This is a genomic window from Lacticaseibacillus pantheris DSM 15945 = JCM 12539 = NBRC 106106 (assembly GCF_001311175.1).
In the GTDB taxonomy this organism is placed as follows: domain Bacteria; phylum Bacillota; class Bacilli; order Lactobacillales; family Lactobacillaceae; genus Lacticaseibacillus; species Lacticaseibacillus pantheris.
On the sequence record NZ_BBAI01000044.1, the window covers coordinates 1 to 18,192 of the forward strand.

At 51.3% G+C, this 18,192-nt stretch carries 20 protein-coding genes, 2 pseudogenes and 1 other annotated feature; of the genes and pseudogenes, 4 read left to right on the forward strand and 18 right to left on the reverse strand.

What is annotated here, in order from left to right; all coding sequences use genetic code 11:
• The first annotated feature begins 244 nt into the window (after positions 1-244).
• Positions 245-498, forward strand: a binding site (T-box leader).
• Between the two features lie 65 nt (positions 499-563).
• Positions 564-1,682 carry a vitamin B12 independent methionine synthase gene (locus JCM12539_RS10820; protein ID WP_054651423.1) on the forward strand — a complete coding sequence of 373 codons (1,119 nt, stop codon included), beginning with the start codon at positions 564-566 and terminating at the stop codon, positions 1,680-1,682.
• Between the two features lie 477 nt (positions 1,683-2,159).
• The gene (locus JCM12539_RS10825) at positions 2,160-3,446 is read left to right on the forward strand and encodes an O-acetylhomoserine aminocarboxypropyltransferase/cysteine synthase family protein (RefSeq protein WP_054651425.1); all 1,287 of its coding nucleotides are present in this window, start codon (positions 2,160-2,162) and stop codon (positions 3,444-3,446) included.
• A gap of 60 nt (positions 3,447-3,506) precedes the next feature.
• On the opposite strand, the gene JCM12539_RS10830 is transcribed toward JCM12539_RS10825, so the two are convergent.
• Positions 3,507-4,178, reverse strand: a complete 672-nt coding sequence (locus tag JCM12539_RS10830) for a Fic family protein (protein WP_054651427.1) — start codon at positions 4,176-4,178, stop codon at positions 3,507-3,509.
• Positions 4,179-4,199: 21 nt separating this feature from the next.
• Complete coding sequence (locus JCM12539_RS10835) at positions 4,200-5,084, reverse strand: bifunctional 5,10-methylenetetrahydrofolate dehydrogenase/5,10-methenyltetrahydrofolate cyclohydrolase (RefSeq protein ID WP_054651429.1); 885 nt, start codon at positions 5,082-5,084, stop codon at positions 4,200-4,202.
• A gap of 182 nt (positions 5,085-5,266) precedes the next feature.
• On the opposite strand from JCM12539_RS10835, the gene JCM12539_RS10840 reads away from it, so the two are divergent.
• Together JCM12539_RS10840 and JCM12539_RS10845 are read left to right on the forward strand one after the other, a co-directional pair.
• Complete coding sequence (locus JCM12539_RS10840) at positions 5,267-5,761, forward strand: ComE operon protein 2 (RefSeq protein WP_054651431.1); 495 nt, start codon at positions 5,267-5,269, stop codon at positions 5,759-5,761.
• Positions 5,762-5,782: 21 nt separating this feature from the next.
• A complete protein-coding gene (locus JCM12539_RS10845) occupies positions 5,783-5,995 on the forward strand; it encodes a DUF4381 domain-containing protein (protein WP_054651433.1) in 213 nt (70 codons plus the stop codon).
• Between the two features lie 181 nt (positions 5,996-6,176).
• Here the strand turns inward: JCM12539_RS10845 and glyA are convergent.
• From glyA to JCM12539_RS13450, 16 genes and pseudogenes are all read right to left on the reverse strand, one after another.
• Positions 6,177-7,428: pseudogene (gene glyA, locus JCM12539_RS10850) on the reverse strand (serine hydroxymethyltransferase).
• Between the two features lie 169 nt (positions 7,429-7,597).
• Positions 7,598-7,969, reverse strand: coding sequence for a hypothetical protein (locus tag JCM12539_RS10855; RefSeq protein ID WP_054651435.1), 372 nt, complete (start codon positions 7,967-7,969; stop codon positions 7,598-7,600).
• Positions 7,970-8,177: 208 nt separating this feature from the next.
• The gene (locus JCM12539_RS10860) at positions 8,178-8,408 is read right to left on the reverse strand and encodes a hypothetical protein (protein ID WP_054651437.1); all 231 of its coding nucleotides are present in this window, start codon (positions 8,406-8,408) and stop codon (positions 8,178-8,180) included.
• Between the two features lie 11 nt (positions 8,409-8,419).
• Positions 8,420-9,184 (reverse strand): hypothetical protein, encoded by a 765-nt coding sequence (locus tag JCM12539_RS10865; protein WP_054651439.1) that lies wholly within the window; start codon positions 9,182-9,184, stop codon positions 8,420-8,422.
• 248 nt (positions 9,185-9,432) lie between these two features.
• A complete protein-coding gene (locus JCM12539_RS10870) occupies positions 9,433-9,699 on the reverse strand; it encodes an ankyrin repeat domain-containing protein (RefSeq protein WP_156302186.1) in 267 nt (88 codons plus the stop codon).
• Positions 9,700-10,039: 340 nt separating this feature from the next.
• Positions 10,040-10,441: an enhanced serine sensitivity protein SseB C-terminal domain-containing protein gene (locus JCM12539_RS10875; protein WP_054651443.1), complete on the reverse strand. Its 402-nt coding sequence runs from the start codon at positions 10,439-10,441 to the stop codon at positions 10,040-10,042.
• 87 nt (positions 10,442-10,528) lie between these two features.
• On the reverse strand, positions 10,529-10,741 hold the full coding sequence (locus JCM12539_RS10880; RefSeq protein ID WP_054651445.1) for an SseB family protein: 213 nt from the start codon (positions 10,739-10,741) through the stop codon (positions 10,529-10,531).
• A gap of 40 nt (positions 10,742-10,781) precedes the next feature.
• Positions 10,782-11,033: a hypothetical protein gene (locus JCM12539_RS10885; RefSeq protein ID WP_054651447.1), complete on the reverse strand. Its 252-nt coding sequence runs from the start codon at positions 11,031-11,033 to the stop codon at positions 10,782-10,784.
• 5 nt (positions 11,034-11,038) lie between these two features.
• Positions 11,039-11,362: a hypothetical protein gene (locus JCM12539_RS13300; protein WP_225350360.1), complete on the reverse strand. Its 324-nt coding sequence runs from the start codon at positions 11,360-11,362 to the stop codon at positions 11,039-11,041.
• A 568-nt stretch (positions 11,363-11,930) separates the two neighbouring features.
• Positions 11,931-12,437: a hypothetical protein gene (locus JCM12539_RS10895; protein WP_054651451.1), complete on the reverse strand. Its 507-nt coding sequence runs from the start codon at positions 12,435-12,437 to the stop codon at positions 11,931-11,933.
• 195 nt (positions 12,438-12,632) lie between these two features.
• Positions 12,633-13,046: an ankyrin repeat domain-containing protein gene (locus JCM12539_RS10900; protein ID WP_054651453.1), complete on the reverse strand. Its 414-nt coding sequence runs from the start codon at positions 13,044-13,046 to the stop codon at positions 12,633-12,635.
• Positions 13,047-13,632: 586 nt separating this feature from the next.
• Entirely contained in the window at positions 13,633-14,997 is a 1,365-nt protein-coding gene (locus tag JCM12539_RS10905) for an NAD-dependent succinate-semialdehyde dehydrogenase (RefSeq protein WP_054651455.1), read from the reverse strand.
• A 116-nt stretch (positions 14,998-15,113) separates the two neighbouring features.
• Positions 15,114-16,244, reverse strand: coding sequence for a low temperature requirement protein A (locus JCM12539_RS10910; protein ID WP_054651457.1), 1,131 nt, complete (start codon positions 16,242-16,244; stop codon positions 15,114-15,116).
• A gap of 302 nt (positions 16,245-16,546) precedes the next feature.
• Positions 16,547-16,972, reverse strand: coding sequence for a preprotein translocase subunit YajC (yajC, locus tag JCM12539_RS10915; protein ID WP_054651458.1), 426 nt, complete (start codon positions 16,970-16,972; stop codon positions 16,547-16,549).
• A gap of 272 nt (positions 16,973-17,244) precedes the next feature.
• A complete protein-coding gene (locus JCM12539_RS10920) occupies positions 17,245-17,625 on the reverse strand; it encodes a hypothetical protein (protein ID WP_054651460.1) in 381 nt (126 codons plus the stop codon).
• A 213-nt stretch (positions 17,626-17,838) separates the two neighbouring features.
• Positions 17,839-18,192 (reverse strand): annotated as a pseudogene (locus JCM12539_RS13450) (hypothetical protein); the annotation flags it as partial.

An 18,192-nucleotide genomic window follows, 5' to 3' on the forward strand; every position in this document is an offset into this window, starting at 1 on the left:
CGACGAATTCTGAGACTGACCGGTGGGTTTCCGGGCAGGCTCAGAATCGCGGCGGAAACGCGCCCGCACTTGGCGGGTTGGAGCTTCGCCCTAGCTGTGGTTACCTCGGAGCACCCCACGAAAGCCGCAGCTCACCGGTCCGGCCTACGCTGCCGGCAACCACACTGTGACGTCATCGACTAACCAAAATTTCGCGCAAATGCAACTTGACATTAATTTATTCACGCCGTATGATAATGCCAATTGATAGGCGTTGAAGGGATGAGTAACCAGTAAGTCGCGCGCAGAGAGCCAACGGGTGGTGTGAGTTGGTCGCGATGCACTGGTGAAGATGGTCCTGGAGTCTGCTGGTTGGTGAGCAATCGCGAACTGACCCCGGTATCGTGCCCGTTACCGCACGCGAGTATCGTATTTCCGCGGGAGTACCGTACTTACTGAGTGAGCCGTGGTGACGCGGTTCAACACACGGGTGGTAACACGGCAAAGGTCGTCCCGGAATCCATATGGGGATTCTGGGACGACCTTTTGCGTTACCCCCACCACACTTCGAGGAGGATTAATCCATGAGCACAACCAAGTTACACTACAAATTCGACCAGGTCGGCAGCTACCTACGCCCGGCCGCACTCAAACAGGCCCACGCCGACTTTGACGCTGGCAAGATTTCCGCTCAACAGCTGACCGACATCAAGCACGACGCCATCGAGGACCTCGTTCAGCACGAAGTCGACGCGGGCTTGACCGGCATTACCGACGGCGAGTTTAACCGCTCCTGGTGGCACCTCGACTTCCTCTGGAACCTGAACGGCGCCGAGAAGTACAACTACAACGAATCGTACAAGTTCAAGGGCAGCAAGACCCGCACCGATAACGTCCGCCTGGCTGGTCCCATCGCGGCCAACCCCAACCACCCGTTCTACGCCGACTTCGACTTTTTGAAGTCCACGCTCCCCGCAGGCGTTGAACCAAAGGTGACGATTCCATCACCAACGATGTGGTTCCGTGACAACCGGAGTGATAACTGGCACGAATTCTACAGTACTTGGGGCCAATTCCTGGATGACCTGGCTGAGGCCTACCACGAAACTTTGCTCCAGTTCTACCAACGCGGTGCACGCTACATTCAGTTGGACGACACGACCTGGGCCTTCCTGATTGCCCGCCTGAACGAGGCCGAGGACAACCCCGCCGAATTCACCCGCTACGCGCAGCTGGCCGAAGACGCGGTGTACGTCATCAACAAGCTACTCGCGGACCTGCCGGATGACCTCAAAGTTTCGACGCATATCTGCCGCGGTAACTTCAAATCCACTTACCTCTTTGAAGGTAGTTACGCACCGGTCGCACCCTACCTGGGTCAGCTGCCATACGACGCGTTCTTCCTGGAGTACGACAGTGAGCGCGACGGCGACTTTGCTCCCCTCGCCCAGATCTGGAATGGTCGCCGGGACGTCGAAATCGTGCTCGGGCTCGTCACCAGTAAGTTCCCCGAGCTGGAGGATCCTGAGGACGTAAAGCGCCGCATCGAGCAGGCCGCGCAACTGGTACCGCTCGATAACCTCGCCCTCTCCACACAGTGTGGGTTCTCCTCCACTGAGGAAGGCAACGTCCTCACCGACGACGATGAGTGGGCCAAGCTCGCGTTGATTCGCAACATTACCGCCGATGTTTGGGGTAAGTAATTAAATATTGATATTCACGTAGATGAGTAAGTGCAGTGGTCGTGTTCAGAGAGCCGGGACGGGTGTAAGCCGGTCACGCCCACGCACCGAAGATGGTCTACCGTTTGATTGCTGGGTCAGCCACGGCCAACCCAGCCCGGGAACGCCCGTTATCGCGTCACGGTTTACGGTGGTGACACCGTGCACCGGATGAGTGACCCGTAGTGATACGGGTCAAAATACGGGTGGTAACACGATCAAAGTCGTCCCGGGATACGTACAACGTTCACGCTGTGCGCATCCCGGGGCGACTTTTTACGTCTGGGCCCCACCACCCCTGTGCCCGCCGCGGCCACAAACGCGACTCGACATAGCGGCAACCATTCTCCAGACATCCCGGTGCGAATTAACTGCAGTAATTCGCACCACCATACACACAGAGTAGCATGAGCCAGTGATTGATTGGACAACGCGCAGAACACGAAAGGAAGCATCCCCATGACTGAACATAACTATCACTTTGAAACGCTCCAACTCCACGCCGGCCAGGAAGAACCCGACCCGGCAACCGGTGCCCGCGTCACGCCTATTTACCAAACGGCGGCGTTCGTCTTCAAAGACGCGCAGCAGGCCGCCGACCGCTTCGGTCTCCGCGAACCCGGTAACATTTACGGTCGCTTGACTAACCCTACCAACGCGGCTTTGGAAGCCCGTATTGCCGCCCTCGAAGGCGGGACTAGCGCCATCTCGTTGGCCTCAGGCGCCGCTGCGGTGACGGCCGCAATCCTGAACGTGGCGGGTGCTGGCGACCACATCGTCAGTGCTAGCACCATTTATGGCGGCACTTACGAACTGTTTAGTGGCACCCTCAAGCAACTCGGCATCGAGACCACCTTTGTGGACCCGGACGACCCGCAGAACTTTGCGAACGCGATTCAGGACAACACTAAGGTGATCTTCTTCGAGTCCCTCGGCAACCCGGCCATCAACATTGTCGACTTCGAGGCTGTCGCTAAAATTGCGCATGAGCACGGTATCCTGACGATTGTCGACTCCACCTTTGCCACCCCGTACCTCATCCGGCCCTTCGAGCACGGCGTCGACGTCGTGGTACACTCCGCCACCAAGTTCATCGGCGGCCACGGGGCCACGCTCGGCGGACTCGTGATTGAAAAGGGTGACTTCGACTACGCGGCATCCGGGCGCTACCCCGGCTTCACCACGCCGGCAGAAGCGTACGACGGGCTCGTCTGGGCCGACCTCAAGGGCGGTGCGTTCACCACGAAGATTCGCGCCGAGCACCTGCGCGATACCGGCGCCACGTTGGCCCCACAGTCAGCGTGGTACCTGCTACAGGGGCTGGAGACGCTGTCCCTGCGCGTAGAGCGGCACGTCGCTAACGCCCGCAAAGTCGTGGCGTTCCTCCAGCAGCACCCCAAAGTAGCGTGGGTATCCTACCCGGAAACGGAGGACTCACCATACAAGGAACTAGCCGCACGGTACTTCCCGCGCGGTACGGGATCCATCTTCACCTTTGGGCTCAAGGCCGGCGAACACGGCGCGGTACAGCTGATTGACCACGTCGAGCTGTTCAGCTTGCTTGCTAACGTGGGGGATGCCAAGTCGCTGATTATCCACCCCAAGTCAACCACGCACGCCCAATTGAGTGACGCGCAGCTGGCGACGGCGGGGATTACCCCCGACCTCATCCGGATTTCGGTCGGGATTGAAAACGTGGACGATTTAATTGCCGACCTCAGCCAGGCACTGGACGCCGTCGAGTAACGTCAGCACCAACAAGGGACCATCCGCAATTGTGGATGGTCCCTTGTTGGTATTACGTATCTAAATTTCTGGTCCCTGAATACCGTACTGGTACGTCCAATCAATAATGTCAGCAGCGTCACCACTACGGTAAAACGCGGTAATCAGATCGTTCCACCGCGCCCAATGATTGAGTGGGACGTTGATCAAACCCGTACCACCCAAAATCATCAGGCGGTTGGCCGCCAGTAACGCGGTGCGCTTGTTTCCGTCCCAAAATAATTGTCGCCGCATCACGTGGTACATGAACTTCAATGCCCGATACGTGGTGCTGTCGTCACTTGCTAACAAGTCGTGCAAATACTCGATCTCAGCATTTGCATCAACTAACGGCGGCACAAAATCGTTGCCGTCGCCCAGTGCTACCAGACCCGCACCCGTACGGAACTCACCTGGAGCTAGCGAATCATCGGCCGCCACGGTGGCATTGACGGTCCGCACGTACTGCCAGTCAAAGGGTAAATCCGACTCCGTAACGAAACTCCAACCACGCTTTAGGTACACAATCACGTTAATATCGGCGAGTGGTACACCGTCCACACCCAGTCCGTCCATGATGGTTTGAGTTTGCGCCCAGCTCGTGCTAACGCCCTCAAAACGCGCTGCGGTGTGCACCAACCAGGTGGCACCCCTTTGGGCATAACGCTGATTATCGCCAACGTTTAACGCAAATTTATCAGGATAATTGGCCACTGAGCCACCAGCCTTCCGCTACTACTTTGCAGCCGCCCGCTTCTGCGCCGCCTCAATCGTTTGGTAAATCAGCATGTTGACCGTCATCGGGCCCACGCCACCAGGAACGGGCGTGATGGCACTTGCGAGGTACTGAACGCCGTCAAAGTCGACGTCGCCCACGAGCTTGCTCTTGCCGTCAGTGCCAGCAATCCGGTTCATCCCCACGTCGACGATGACCGCACCCGGCTTCACGTCGGCGTCGCTCACGATGCCGGCCTGACCCGTCGCAGCCACGATGATATCGGCGTCACTAAGGATGGTCTGCGGGTTAGTGGTCCGCGAATGCGCAATCGTCACCGTGGCGTCGGCGTGCAGGAGCATTGCCGCCATCGGCTTGCCGACGATGTTGCTGCGGCCGAGAATCACGGCGCGCTTGCCTGCCAAAGGAACGTTGTAAAAGTCCAACAACTTCATAATTCCGCGCGGCGTGCAGGGACGCAGCGTGGTGATCGGTTGACCCTTGGGTGTGCTCCACAAGCGGCCCTGATTTACGTCGGTAAAGCCATCCACATCTTTGTCAGGATCAACGGCGTTGCGCACCGCCTCGGCGTCCACGCCGTCAGGTAACGGTAACTGCACGATTAAGCCGTCCACCCCATCGTCCGCGTTTAACCGCTGGACGACTGCCAACACGTCACTGGTATGCACGCTCGCGGGTAAGTGCTCCGTCGCGGCGTCGATACCCACGGCCTCGGCTCGCCGCTGCTTGTTCCGAATATAGATAGCGCTAGCGGGATCATCCCCCGCCACGACGACCACCAACTTGGGTTTGCGCCCCAGTTGGGCCGTTACCGTAATGGCGCTAGCCTGCATCTCTTTGACCAATGCCTCCGTCACGGGCTTTGCTGCTAAAATTTTTGTCATTGCGCCCTCCTAAATTACACTTTATTTCCATTATACAGTACCGTTCGCGCAGGTCACCAGGCAGACGGGCGAGTTTAAGGGCATCGTTACCACTGCACGCTATAATTTGCAGAATGCGTGCGCGATATTTGGTGGTAATATAGGGGCAGAGCAAAGTTCACCTGTAAACCGAGGAGATCATTATGAGCAAAGAACGACTGGACTGGGACCACTACTTCATGATTCAGGCGGTGCTACTAGCGTCGCGGAGCACCTGTAACCGGCTATCCGTCGGGGCCACGCTGGTGCGGGATAAGCGCATCATCGCCGGGGGTTACAACGGTTCCGTTGCCGGCGATGACCACTGTACCGATAAGGGCTGCTACCTCGTTGAGGGTCACTGTGTCCGCACGATTCACGCGGAAATGAACGCCATCCTGCAGTGTGCAAAGTTTGGTGTGTCCACGGACGGTGCCACGGTGTACGTCACCGACTTTCCCTGCCTGCAGTGTACCAAGATGCTGCTACAGGCCGGCGTGAAGGAAATCGTCTACGAGCGCAACTACCACAACGACGAGTACGCGATGCAGTTACTGAAGCGGATGCACACCATCGTGCGGCAGGTCAAACTCAGCCCCGCCGATCTGGAGCGGGCCAACTTTGCCGAGTATGTTGGTGAGGAAGAAACTGCGGATTAGACTACCTGGGAGGCGGTCAGCATGTGGTTTGTTTTGTTGGGTATCGTGTTAATTGGTTTGGGCGTTTGGCAGGTATGGCGGACGCGGAAGTACATGCACTATCTGCGCACTGATGCTGGTCCAGACACGTCGCCGTTTGCGCTGAATGCAGTGTACACTAGCGGCGTGATCGGAGTAATCGGCGTGCTTGCGGGCGTCGGCGTCATCGTGATGGGATTGACTGGGCAACTGTAGGGCTTGTCCGGAGTAAGGGAACGCGTTTGATAGAGAAAATGGCTGTACGGGCACCCAACCGGGTGATTCCGTACAGCCATTTTTGGGTCCGTTCAAGTAGCACCAGCTAACCAATCCTTCAGCGATATCTGAATCCAAAACAATGGCGCACCCCTGATTGGGGTGCGCCATTGTGCGTTATCTAAGCGTTAATCGTCGCGTCAACCGGATGAGCATCCGTCAACGCGCGTACTTCCTTGGCGACCGCTGCCAACGCGTCCCCATCCTCACGTCCAGCGATTGCACGCACAATCAGCTGGCCGACCTTGTAACAGTCGTCTTCATCAAAGCCGCGCGTAGTCACCGCCGCAGTGCCCAGCCGAATGCCGCTAGTCTTGAACGGGCCGTTAGTTTCATCTGGTAGCTGGTTACTGTTGGTCGTAATCATAACCGAGTCGAGTAAGTTCTGCACGTCGCGACCCGTCACCCCGTACGGCCGCACGTCAACCAACACCAGGTGGTTGTCACTCCCACCAGAGACGAGCTTCAGCTGTGAATCCCCATCGGTCAGCCCGCGGTCCATCGCCTGCATGTTCCGAACAATCTGTTGGGCGTAATCCTTAAATTCAGGCCGCAAAGCTTCGCCCAGCGCCACGGCTTTGGCCGCGATGACGTGGTCGAGCGGGCCACCCTGAATACCGGGGAACAAGGCCGAGTTGATAGCCTTGATGTACTTCTCCTTGCTCAGGATCAGCCCGCCGCGAGGTCCCCGCAACGTTTTATGCGTCGTGGTGGTAACAACGTCGGCGTACGGTACGGGGTTCGGGTGCACGCCCCCCGCCACCAGACCGGCAATGTGTGCCATATCGACCATCAGCATGGCCCCCACGGCATCCGCAATCTCACGAAACTTAGCAAAGTCGATGATCCGACTGTACGCGGAGGCACCGGCCACAATCAACTTTGGCTGCACTTCCTTGGCCTGCGTCATGATGGCGTCGTAATCCAAGCGGCCGTTGGCATCCACACCGTAGTGGAAGAAATTATACTCCTGACCGGAAAAGCTAATCTTGGCGCCGTGCGACAAGTGTCCACCGGCGGCCAAATCCATGGCTAACACCGTGTCCCCGTCATCAAGCAATGCGCGGTACACGGCCATATTAGCCTGTGAACGAGTGTGGCTGAACGTTGGCGGCTTCGGCCCCGAATAGTTCCTTGGCGCGGTCGATGGCCAGCTGCTCAGTAATGTCGATGTACTGGTTACCACCATAATAGCGGTGCCCAGGATAACCCTCGGAATACTTATTCGTTAGGACACTACCCTGGGCGGCGCGAACGCCAGCGCTGACAATGTTCTCGGACGCAATTAGCTCAATGTTATGCTGTTGCCGGTCTTCCTCCTGGTGAATCGCCTGCCAAACTTCTGGATCTGCCTCTTCGTAACTGTTAGTCATGGACTGCGGCCTCCTTGTGTCGAATGGAATTTACTACGATTACATCATAGCATGAGGTAGGAGGTTATTAACACCATAAATGCAAAGATGACAAGACAGGTTATTAACGATTGTTGTATTTCGTTAATAGCCTGTCTTGTCGTATGTAATCAAACCTCAATTTATTTACCTACGGAAGTGCAACGATTGTCTTCACTCTGGACGTAAGGCGAATCGTCACGATGCCCTCTCCCAATGGTGTCAGCAACAATCGCCCTGAACTTCCTACCGCAATTTTCAAATCGTACAGTGAAATACTCTGCGCATCCTTACGCAATGTATGCGCATCATTGATACGCACCACCGACCGATCATCCCCGTTAATGGTGACCTGGTACTTACTGACCGACTCGGTGTAAAACTCGTAATGACCATCCGGCGTAGTCAGATTCAGTACGTGTGTTTCGGTGAAAGGAATTCGTCTCTGCGCATCGCTATAGTAAGCAATCTTTTCAAGTAATTCGGCGGGCAAGGGTTCTGGATGGTTGTTTTCGTTTTCCATGGGCTATCCTCCAAAGTTGTTGACTGTTAATGAATACCCTTATTTTAACCCGTAGCTAAATCTGCCGCATTAATTTTGTTCTTAACGAGAAAAAAAAGACTCACAGGTCATTCGGAGACGGATATAAAACACATTTGGTTATACTGACTTTAAATTGATTTGAATACTACCTGTAAATAAAAAGTATATTGCTTTGAATTAACCAGCATCAATTAACTTTTTTTGCGCCTTCATTAAGTTGAATATCCTCATCGTGCTGTTCCAAAATTATTTTTACAAGTTCGCAAACCATCTTTTTACCGCGATTTTCAATAATACGGTTGGCATTGAAAAAGTACTCTGCAATATCAGCCTGGTTAGTAGGATAGGCACGGGGGCCAGTCAGATGCCCGGACCATAATTCAACTACCTCTCCATTGCCATAAGTAAATTCATGCATATAATACTTGTTCAGATAATCCTGCCAGAAGTATCATCACCCGAAATTTCCATCCAAAAGTTACGCATATCGCGTAATGCAAGGTCCCAATAGTCATGAATATTGCCAATGCCACGCCCTTGATTCATCCAGGACGGAAAGACCATAAAGTTACCAATTGAACTAGTTAATGCAGCAAACCTTTCAAGCTCTTTCATTACGGCTATTTCATTATCGCCATGCTTAACCTTGCCTCCATTCTCAGTCGCAAATTGAAAACTGGCAATTTGGTCAAGCTCTTGATCATACTCTCCGGTTCCCCACTGTTGTAACTTTGACTTTAGGTTGGGTATATCGCCAACAAGTTGTTGCCAACGCTCAGTGTTTTCCATCGAAAATTGGGTATTAGACACAGACAGTAGCTGCGTAAACGTTGTCCCTAAGGAATTGACTGTGTCTCCATTGATTTGATCGTTAACCGATTTTTGCCAGCCCAATGCAACGTAAATTGGAAATGCTGCCTTGTCAACTTCAAAGGCACTATAATTATCCACCAAATCACTGATATTAGGGCTTTTCTTATCAAGCTCCTTAGTGAATTTATACTTTAACCACAAATGCAAATTAGGATAGTCCCCCTCCTCTAATGGCGCGTGTTGATCTTTTGCACTGTAAGAATCATCTAAATACAGTCGTTTAAAATCGAATTGCCAAGGCTTAATCCCATTATCTGTGCACGCGTTAATCCAATTTGCAACCCACTTCAAACTCTTGTTCTCTGTTTTCTGTCCGTCCATATCTTTCATCGCCCCTACAAAAAAAGCATTCAGAGGTAGTTTAGGCTGACAAGTTCAAACGACGAACTCTCCTAAAACACAGTCTGAATGCCAATGCTCTATCTAACAATTAAAATCAGAATTCCATTTTTTTATCGACAGATACTTACGAATCAATTTTCCATTCGACAATAACACCGTACTTAACTTCCTTTGCAACCTCATCACAGTAATCCCGCTATGTATTTAAGTCAACAAATTAGACATTGCTAATTTCCATTGGCCTCATATTCACTTACCACGTCGAGGAAATCACTGCGAAATTGTAACTTTTTGGCATAATCCACAGGGGATTTCCCAGAGACATCCTTCAAATATGGATTGGCTCCGTGATCCAGTAAGTACCTATACAGTACTTCATTTTCGTGCAATGGCAGGAAGTCATTAGTTACTAAATACTTAATTGGTACTGCACCATCCTTGTCCCTTGCATTTATATCGATACCCCGCTCAACCAATTGTTCGACAACCGTCATTAGGTAATCAACATTTGGTGTCTCTGACGAAAGGAAAAGAACGTGAAGTGCATTTTGATGTTCAAACTGGCTGAATAGATTAACATCGGCCCCATTGTCTAGCAAAAAAAACGAATTATTTCCATTTTGTCAGTCAACATTTCTTGGTTAACCATGCTAGCTATCAGTAAAGTGAATCCACTTTCCTTATCAATCTCATTTATATTACCATCAAAAAAAATCTGTAAATTGTTGATATGTGCCCCACATAGCAGCCTCATATACTGATTTAATTCTCACTACATTACCTCCTTCAAATTAATCATTACCGCTTAGATTAACAACAAGTCCAATCGTATTGCTAAGCTTTGAGACTATCGTCCTTGTTGTAAAATGGGACAAAATTTTCAGCCACAAACTTTCCAATTCCAGTATTTTGAGGAATGAAATCAAGTGTTTCTTGCGACGACAGTAGTGCCCCTGCCTCATCACTAACGGCCCGCAACGCTCCACTACTATCGCTATTGACTACCACAAGTAAAGAGCTCCGGTTATTTTCATTCTCAATTGATTGAACTAAATATGCACTGTCTATTTTAGGCTGCTTTTTCAACAGCTCAATCAATCCATCAGTTAATTCACTTACATCAGCACTAGGCTTTCCAATTGAGATTTCCGTTCCACTTTTTACAGATTGTTTTTTTCGCTTGCATTGAGAACCAATCATCTCGAGAAAAAGGGATGTTATTGCTATATGGATCAATCACAACACCATAAATAGTGGAATCTTGCTTCAACAAGTCAACCAGTTGACCAAAAGACACTTCAGAATAATTAAGCTTCTGTTGATTCAGACCCATGTTTTTTTTGTGTCAGAGTACACGGGAAGATATTTTTCATCATGATCATTAGTAATTACTACCAGATGTATTTCATCTTCGCTAATCTGTTGGATTGTTAAAAGCAACGTCGAATCCATAACCGTATCTTCAAGCTCACGAAAACTCTCTTCAGTCTTAGTATTACGAAGGTTTATCAAAGCGGTTTCGATTTTATTTGACATTTTTGTATTCCTCTATTTCCTTCAAAGTCGCCCGGATAATTCATTTTGAATTTTTTTCCAGTAAACTTACAATTTCACTGTCAGCATCGTAATCACGAGTATTATCGATATACGGATGAATAAAGCTCGTTAGGTGATAATTATCGTGCATACTATCATCACTCACATCATCAATGATGTCCCTAACTGTATAATACATATCATGGACAGTAGTTGCTCTATATTTTTCCCCGGGATACGTTTTATCGAGCAATTCAAGAAGATGTTCACAATCGCTAACAATTTCATTCAATACATTTACCTCCTAGGTACTATTCGAGCTGATTCAATCCAATCTGATGACCAATTCTTAGGAAGAACAATTTGATCAGCACCACCCTTTAAATAAACAGTGCCGTCACTACTGAGCTGCGGTGCCACCTTACCTATATTCAACCTGGTCCCCTTGGGAATCCTTATAACCTCTTCATATTTTGCAGTATTCTGCCATTCAGGTAATAATGCACTGTCCACAATGGTGTTTGCTCTTGAAGTAGCCGGAACAGTGGTCGCATAGCCTCCATCAATCTTAGCCCTTCCGCCAAATGACCGATATACAGTAATCTCTTCGTTTGTAATCACTGTAGTGTAATGGCCATCCCTGAACGAAGAAACCACATTAGCAGGTAACGAGTTTCGAAATTACTTTTCATTTATTGAACCTCGCTATATATATATAAATTCCCGTCTGGGTACTTTCCACGCCAACCACACGGAATCTTACCGGCCGTATAGATACTATACATGTCAGCAAAGAACTGGGATTCAACAATATCGCTGTAGTATAAGTAAGAGGCCATCGCCAGTAAATTGTATAGGATAATTGGCTCCATACTTTTCTCAAGTCGGCCTTCACTGATCAGTGAAGACATCTGCGATTGAAAGGTGGATGCCAAGTTTTCTTTCATCCAGGCGGCCACATTGTTCCACTCACGATACGCGTCTTGATTGTGAATCGACAAATACGCGCTGACATCTCCTAGCGCATTTGTGCAGATATTCTCCCATCTAGTACCAAGGATAGTTTTTTTTGCCCATCTCAAAGTTCACGATGTTTCCCTTAACGGTTAGTATCTCGTTGCTAGGACTCAGAAGGCTTATCTTGACCATTTCAGCCTTTACGATATATCGACTCTTCACAATCTACCCCTCACTTATCACCTAAGCGCCTTTCAATCATTGCTGCTACGTACGGCCTAATGCGTTCTTCATCGTCAATGACCGGGCTCAGGCAACGAATAAAATGCGTTTGATTAAACCAAATGACTTTTATCGGTGCCTTGAGTTGGCGACTGAACCCACCGACTCCCAAGCTGGCCTGTTCCTGTTCGAGTTGTGGCAGATTTCTCAGATTTCCTCCCGAAGCATCGAAATTGCTAATTAGTTCCTGCGATGAGTTTTCAATGTCAGAAATTGTCAATGTACCGATGTTTGTAAGGTCACTATGAATAAGATATTCTGCGGCCGAAACTGCATAATTCCAATCGTATCCACGAGCCGCTATCAAAATATCGTATTGGTGCCAGTCTCCATGGACTGAGTGCTTTAGATCAGCAATCCAGTTTTCATCATCACTTTGCTCTCTACTATTCACTGTTGTTTTTACGGCGGTAGACTTTCTTGCGTTTTTACTACCATGTTTTCCAAAGAACCACATACCATCACCTCTATACTTTAAACACCCCTCAGCTAACAGAACCAAGAAAGGTTAACTGATATCAGAATTCCATTTTTTTTCAACAAATAATTCGGGATCAATTTTCCATTCGACAATTGCAACGTACTTAACTTCCTTCGCAACCTCATCACAGCAATCCCGCTATGGGCATTTAAGTCACCAAATTAGACATTACTAATTTTCATTGGCCTCATACTCCTTTACGACATCGATAAAATCACTACGAAACTTTAACTTATTCGCATAATCCACAGGCGATTTCCCAAAGTTATCCCTCAAATGGGGACTAGCTCCATGCTCCAGTAAACATTTATAAATCCCATCATTTTCGTATAAGGGGAGTGCGTTATTAGTGACCAGATACTTGATTGGTACCGCGCCATCCTTATCTTGCCCATTTAAATTGATGCCGCGTTCAACTAGTAGCTTCATAATCGACATTATGTATTCAACATTTAATGAAGCACGCATACGATTTTCCATTTGTATACTTGGTCGATCCTTCATCGGTTTACAATTTAGTGCCTTCCCAATAACATCAGCAGTGTCCTCCACCGTCTTAGCATCTTTCCCAGCTGTCTTAGCCATATCAATGGCCGCCTTCACCTCCAAATTTTGAACGACGCTGTAACTCAGGCAACCCAATCAGCAAAATCATCAAAAGCCATATCTGAATTTATGTTAGCATAACATATCGAATCGTTATTTTGAAACGGAAATCAATTAAATGTTAGCGTAACGTAACATTGGTTATTCGGTTATTCAATGTGGTCGCGACAATATCAGTTTCTCCTTTAGCAGTTGGTCAATCACGCATGCAGGAGCGTGAGTATTGTTGAAATTATTAGACCCACCGTTATCCATAGTCAGTCATCTTCATGGTTATGCTTTAGACTTTCGGCAGTTAAGTCGTTGTATTATGATGCCGTCGTCGTCACTTTTTGGCTGTTTAAATAATCACCAGGTCCTTTTTTTAACACTTAACACCGTAAAAAAAAAGCGGACAACATGTCCGCCTTCTACACGACTAAACTTATTGATTTCCGGCACGCGTAAATATCATATCCGCGTTAAAAATCTTGCCCGTCATTATCAGCATAGATCGCCGCTAGTTCACACCCATCAAAGCCAGAGCTATCACTGCGTGCAGATCCTCATTAAGGTTACTCATACCTTACCTCGCCAACACCAAATGCTCGTTCACAAACGCATTCAGCCCCAGCTCGTACAGTTCACGCCCGTACCCCGAGTTCTTCACACCACCAAACGGCAGCTCTGGCGCAGTTAACCACGAACGGTTGATGAACGTCATCCCCGCCTCCAACTGCCGGGATACCCGGTCCGCCCGGTCAGCGTCCTGCGAGAACACCACGCTACCGAGACCGTAACTGGAGTCGTTGGCCAACGCCACGGCTTCCTCCTCAGTATCAACGTGGTAAATGGATGCCACGGGGCCAAACAGCTCCTGGTTGAACACCGGGTTGTCCCGATCAATACCGGTCAACACGGTCGGCTGGAAGAACGCGCCGTCACTATCAATCGGCGTGTTGCCGTACTCCACGTGGGCACCGGCCGCCACGGCCGCGTCCACCTGCTTCTGGAGTTTGTCCTTCGCCCGAGCGGAGGACAGCGGTGCTAGCGTCGTGGCCGGATCCATTGGGTCACCCGGCTGCACCTTTGCGAACTCCTGCTTCATGAATTCAACGAACTCATCGTACCGGTCACCCACCACGATGAACCGCTTCGATGCGGAGCAAATTTGCCCGGCGTTCATCAGCCGTGACTGCGGTGCAACCTGCCGTACCAGGTCCCAGTCCGCGTCGGGCAGGATGATGAACGCGTCGTTCCCGCCTAATTCGAGGGTCGACTTCTTCAGGTTGGCCCCCGCCTCTTTGGCGACCGCCGCACCGCCACGCTCCGAACCAGTCAGCGCCACACCGGCGACACGCGGATCGGCGATGGCCTGCCCCACCTGGTCGTAGTCAATAAACAGGTTGGCAAAGCTGCCGTCCGGCACGCCAGCGCGTCGGAGTACGTCCGCAAAGGCCTCGGCGCTCGCCGGCGTGTTCGACGCGTGCTTCAAGATCATGGTGTTGCCGACGATAAAGTTCGGCGCGAACACCCGCATGATTTGGTAGTACGGGAAATTCCACGGTTCCACCATCACGAGCACCCCGACCGCCTGCTTGGCGTAGTATGCTGGACCCGCGGCGGTGGTCAACGGCGTGTCCGCCAACATTCCCGGTCCGTGGTCCGCGAAGTAATCGGCAATGTCAGCACAGAGCGCCACTTCGGCCTCCGCCTCGCCAATGAGTTTCCCCATTTCGCGCGTCAACGTGGTGGCTAACTCGTGCTGTTCATCCCGCATCAGTGTGGCCACTTGGTGCAAAGCCGCACTGCGCGTCTCCGGCTGGGCGTTCCGAAACTCTAGGTAACGCTTGTGCGCTGCGGTCAACGCAGCCTCCAGATCGGCATCACTCGCGTTTGGATACGTCTGCTCGACTTTGTTCGTGTACGGATTAATCGTTTGGTAAGCCATAAACAATTCCCCTTTGCTAAATATTTGTTAGTGCTTACATTAATTGTAAACCCTTCAGCACCCAATATTCGCGTTAATTCGTGGAAAATGTGTCATCGTTACCAAATGACAACTAGTTATGCCTGTACCCGGGCCACCGCCGGCACCATTGCTGCGGCAATCGCCACGTCCATCGCAATCACGGTGACCAGTACACTACCAACGAAGGCCACGCCCACCAGCACCAGCAAGCCCACCATTGCGGGGACCAACAAGCGCGGATTCTCGCTATTTCCCGTCACGTAGCGGATTATCCACATAACTAGGAAAGTTGCGACGAGCACGCACACAAGCGCGACCCGCCAAGCGGTCACGGGGTGCGCCAGCGCGAGGTCGACCATGACGGCCATGACCATCAGTAGGTACACCACAACGAGGAACAGCCACCGAATCGCCATCACCTGCAAGGACGATTGCATCTCGATTGTGACGGCACCCAGCATCAGGTAGTAAACGCCGCCAACCAGGGCGACGAGGATGATGCTCGCCCCAAAGCCGGCCAGGCGGGTCGGCGACGGTTCATCCCCCGCGTAGGTGAAGAGGCCGGCGATGATTTCACCCAAAGCAATCATTGTCATCAAACCGTAGCGCTCCAGCAGCGAGTCTTTGAGTACGAACGGCTGACCTAGAGCCCGATACTCACGGTACAGTGCACCACGCCCGACCAGGATTACCCCAAAGTTGAGGACGGCAGCCAGCAGGGCAATCCAGGGTAGCCACGTAGCCGGCGCAAACCACCCCACAATCAGGAGGACCGCGACACCAGCGTATGCCCGCGACCAGATCCGGGATGCCGGCGCATGGTGCACGTCAATGGCGGCAATCAGGCGCCATATCAGGCTGAGCAGCGCACTCATCACGACCATCCACGGGAACAGTGGCCGGAAATCGCCGCCGACCGCCACGGGGATATACAACGCAGCCACGCCAGTTATCACCACCTGCGCGCTAATTAGGAACAGGTTAATTAACGTGGCGTTACCGTGGTTGTCAAAGTACCCCGATGTATCGTGCCAGCTCCAGAAGAACCAGGCAAAGACGATGGTCGCGTACGCAAACCGCGCGGGCGTGAAGTCTTCGACTAACGGATCCGTGAGCCGCGCAAGCACCACGGCAAAGATCAGGTCGTAGAACAGCTCCAACCAACTAACTTTACGGTGTGGCAGGATGTTAGTAATGAGACGGGGTTGACCGAAAAATTTTTGCATGACGTGACCTCCTGAAAGTGGTGTGTGGTGGGAATGCGGAAATCGGGGAGTGCGGGCCTTTCGGTTTGAGCTACTTACGCTCTGCTTTCTGAACGGCATGCTCCGCTCTCTAAACGAGTTGCCCCCCGCAGAAACTTGCGCGTAACCCGCTACGGCAATGAAGCCAAACCCGGGCTTCAACGCCGTAGCAAGTTACGCTCCAGTTTCTAACCGCGGGGCTCCACTCTCTACAAAAAAAAGGCCCATCCCCATGCCTCCGCACGCGAACAGTCCCCATTATTGATAACAATTGTTGATTAACTTTACTTAGCTTCGTCGTCAGCAGCGCTGTCAGTAGCGTTACTCTCAGCGGCGTTGCTCTCAGTAGCCTCACTCGTAGCTACTGCATCGGATGTTGCTGCTGCAGCACTATCTGCTGGTGCTTCCGCAGTTGCGGCATCGTCCGTACGCTTCTCCACGCGGGAAATTGCCTGCGTCGCGAACGTCAAGAAGACGCCGTTACAATCCAAGACAATCTTGCCGTGTTCCTGGTCGATGGAGTCAATCACACCGTACAGGCCGCCGACAGTCACGATGGTGTCGCCCTTCTTCAGGCCGTTGAACATCTGCTGGCGCTGTTGCTGCTGCTTCTTAGGTCCGCGAACCATAGAGAAGTACATCAGCACTACCATCAGGATAATTAGAATAATTGTTACGGGACCCATGCCCGTACTTGCACCGAAAATCACTAGTAACGCACCTCATTTTTGTTTGATACTACCACTATAACAAACGGTCTATACAAGTCAATATTGACGCGGCTTAGCAACCGCATTAACAAAATGCACCGAATATTTACCGAATACTATAGTAGTAGCTAATAATCTGACATCCACATAACCATACAATGCCACCGCTTTCGCGTCAAACAAAATTGCTAAATAGCCTCCTTCATCCGATCACTTCCATGTATGGAGATTACCCAAAAACAGCGACGCCGACTATATCGGTATCGCTGTTTTTACTCATACCGACCACCCGGCTTAACGTCGTCCGGCGTGTAGTCATCCTCGCGTTGCTTGCGGATGATGATGTCGCCACTACCTGGCCACCGGTCGAGCATTGGCCGCCATCCCCGGTACTGGATGAAGATTTGTGTGTGTTGTCGTACCATCATCACTAGATACTCGACCAGCTCCCAATCGGAGTTATCGTCTATGGTCATGAGCGGTATTGAGCGTCGCCGGGCTTTAATGCCGTGTGGCTGGTCGTCCATAAAGAAATTGATGGTGTGATTCCAGCGCTCGTTTACCACCCACAGAGTGTAGATGTGGTGTGCCTGCTTTTTAAAAGTCTCGTCGATCCGCTGATTTAAAGTCTCTGCTCGCTGATTTGGTGTCATATGCTCACCTCCATGGATGAGTATATACGAACGAACGTTTGCATGCAAAAACTGCAAAAAAATAGCCCCACCCCGCCGTTAAGCAGGGTGAGGCTATGAGCATAAATCATGGATACCGCGCCACGCCGCTAACGCTGTCTGACCCGCAGCGGGAAGTGTCGCTATGCCCTTACGACGCTAGTCATGACGGATTTCCTCCGTCGCGCAATTATACTACCGGAACGTGCCCAGTGCCGCGCCATTGTCGCGCACCGCTAGGTAGTGAGTCAGTCCATCGCTCGCGTGGTATGCGATGTAGACATACTGACCGTTGCGTACCCAGCCGTAGTAGTGGACAGACTCACCGCTGTAGTAGCGTGCACCGGTCGCACTGTATCCGGGCCAGTACCATACAGAGAGTCCGCGATTGGCGGTAAATGTGCCATCTTCTGCGTGGATAGTCCATGCGCCGTCCTTGTACGTCGTGGACGCGCTGGTGGCAGGCGTCTGCGTGGTCGCCAGAATCTCGACGTCCGCGCGGTTAGCCCAGCTCATGATGCCGCCGAGTAGTACCCGCGTTCCGGAGAT

Coding starts and splice junctions, on each gene's coding strand:
- JCM12539_RS10820 (WP_054651423.1), top strand. CDS start 564: ATGAGCACAACCAAGTTACACTACAAATTCGACCAGGTCGGCAGCTAC.
- JCM12539_RS10825 (WP_054651425.1), top strand. CDS start 2,160: ATGACTGAACATAACTATCACTTTGAAACGCTCCAACTCCACGCCGGC.
- JCM12539_RS10835 (WP_054651429.1), bottom strand. CDS start 5,084: ATGACAAAAATTTTAGCAGCAAAGCCCGTGACGGAGGCATTGGTCAAA.
- JCM12539_RS10840 (WP_054651431.1), top strand. CDS start 5,267: ATGAGCAAAGAACGACTGGACTGGGACCACTACTTCATGATTCAGGCG.
- JCM12539_RS10845 (WP_054651433.1), top strand. CDS start 5,783: ATGTGGTTTGTTTTGTTGGGTATCGTGTTAATTGGTTTGGGCGTTTGG.
- JCM12539_RS10855 (WP_054651435.1), bottom strand. CDS start 7,969: ATGGAAAACGAAAACAACCATCCAGAACCCTTGCCCGCCGAATTACTT.
- JCM12539_RS10860 (WP_054651437.1), bottom strand. CDS start 8,408: ATGCATGAATTTACTTATGGCAATGGAGAGGTAGTTGAATTATGGTCC.
- JCM12539_RS10865 (WP_054651439.1), bottom strand. CDS start 9,184: ATGGACGGACAGAAAACAGAGAACAAGAGTTTGAAGTGGGTTGCAAAT.
- JCM12539_RS10870 (WP_156302186.1), bottom strand. CDS start 9,699: ATGACGGTTGTCGAACAATTGGTTGAGCGGGGTATCGATATAAATGCA.
- JCM12539_RS10880 (WP_054651445.1), bottom strand. CDS start 10,741: ATGTCAAATAAAATCGAAACCGCTTTGATAAACCTTCGTAATACTAAG.
- JCM12539_RS10895 (WP_054651451.1), bottom strand. CDS start 12,437: ATGTGGTTCTTTGGAAAACATGGTAGTAAAAACGCAAGAAAGTCTACC.
- JCM12539_RS10900 (WP_054651453.1), bottom strand. CDS start 13,046: ATGGCTAAGACAGCTGGGAAAGATGCTAAGACGGTGGAGGACACTGCT.
- JCM12539_RS10905 (WP_054651455.1), bottom strand. CDS start 14,997: ATGGCTTACCAAACGATTAATCCGTACACGAACAAAGTCGAGCAGACG.
- JCM12539_RS10910 (WP_054651457.1), bottom strand. CDS start 16,244: ATGCAAAAATTTTTCGGTCAACCCCGTCTCATTACTAACATCCTGCCA.
- JCM12539_RS10920 (WP_054651460.1), bottom strand. CDS start 17,625: ATGACACCAAATCAGCGAGCAGAGACTTTAAATCAGCGGATCGACGAG.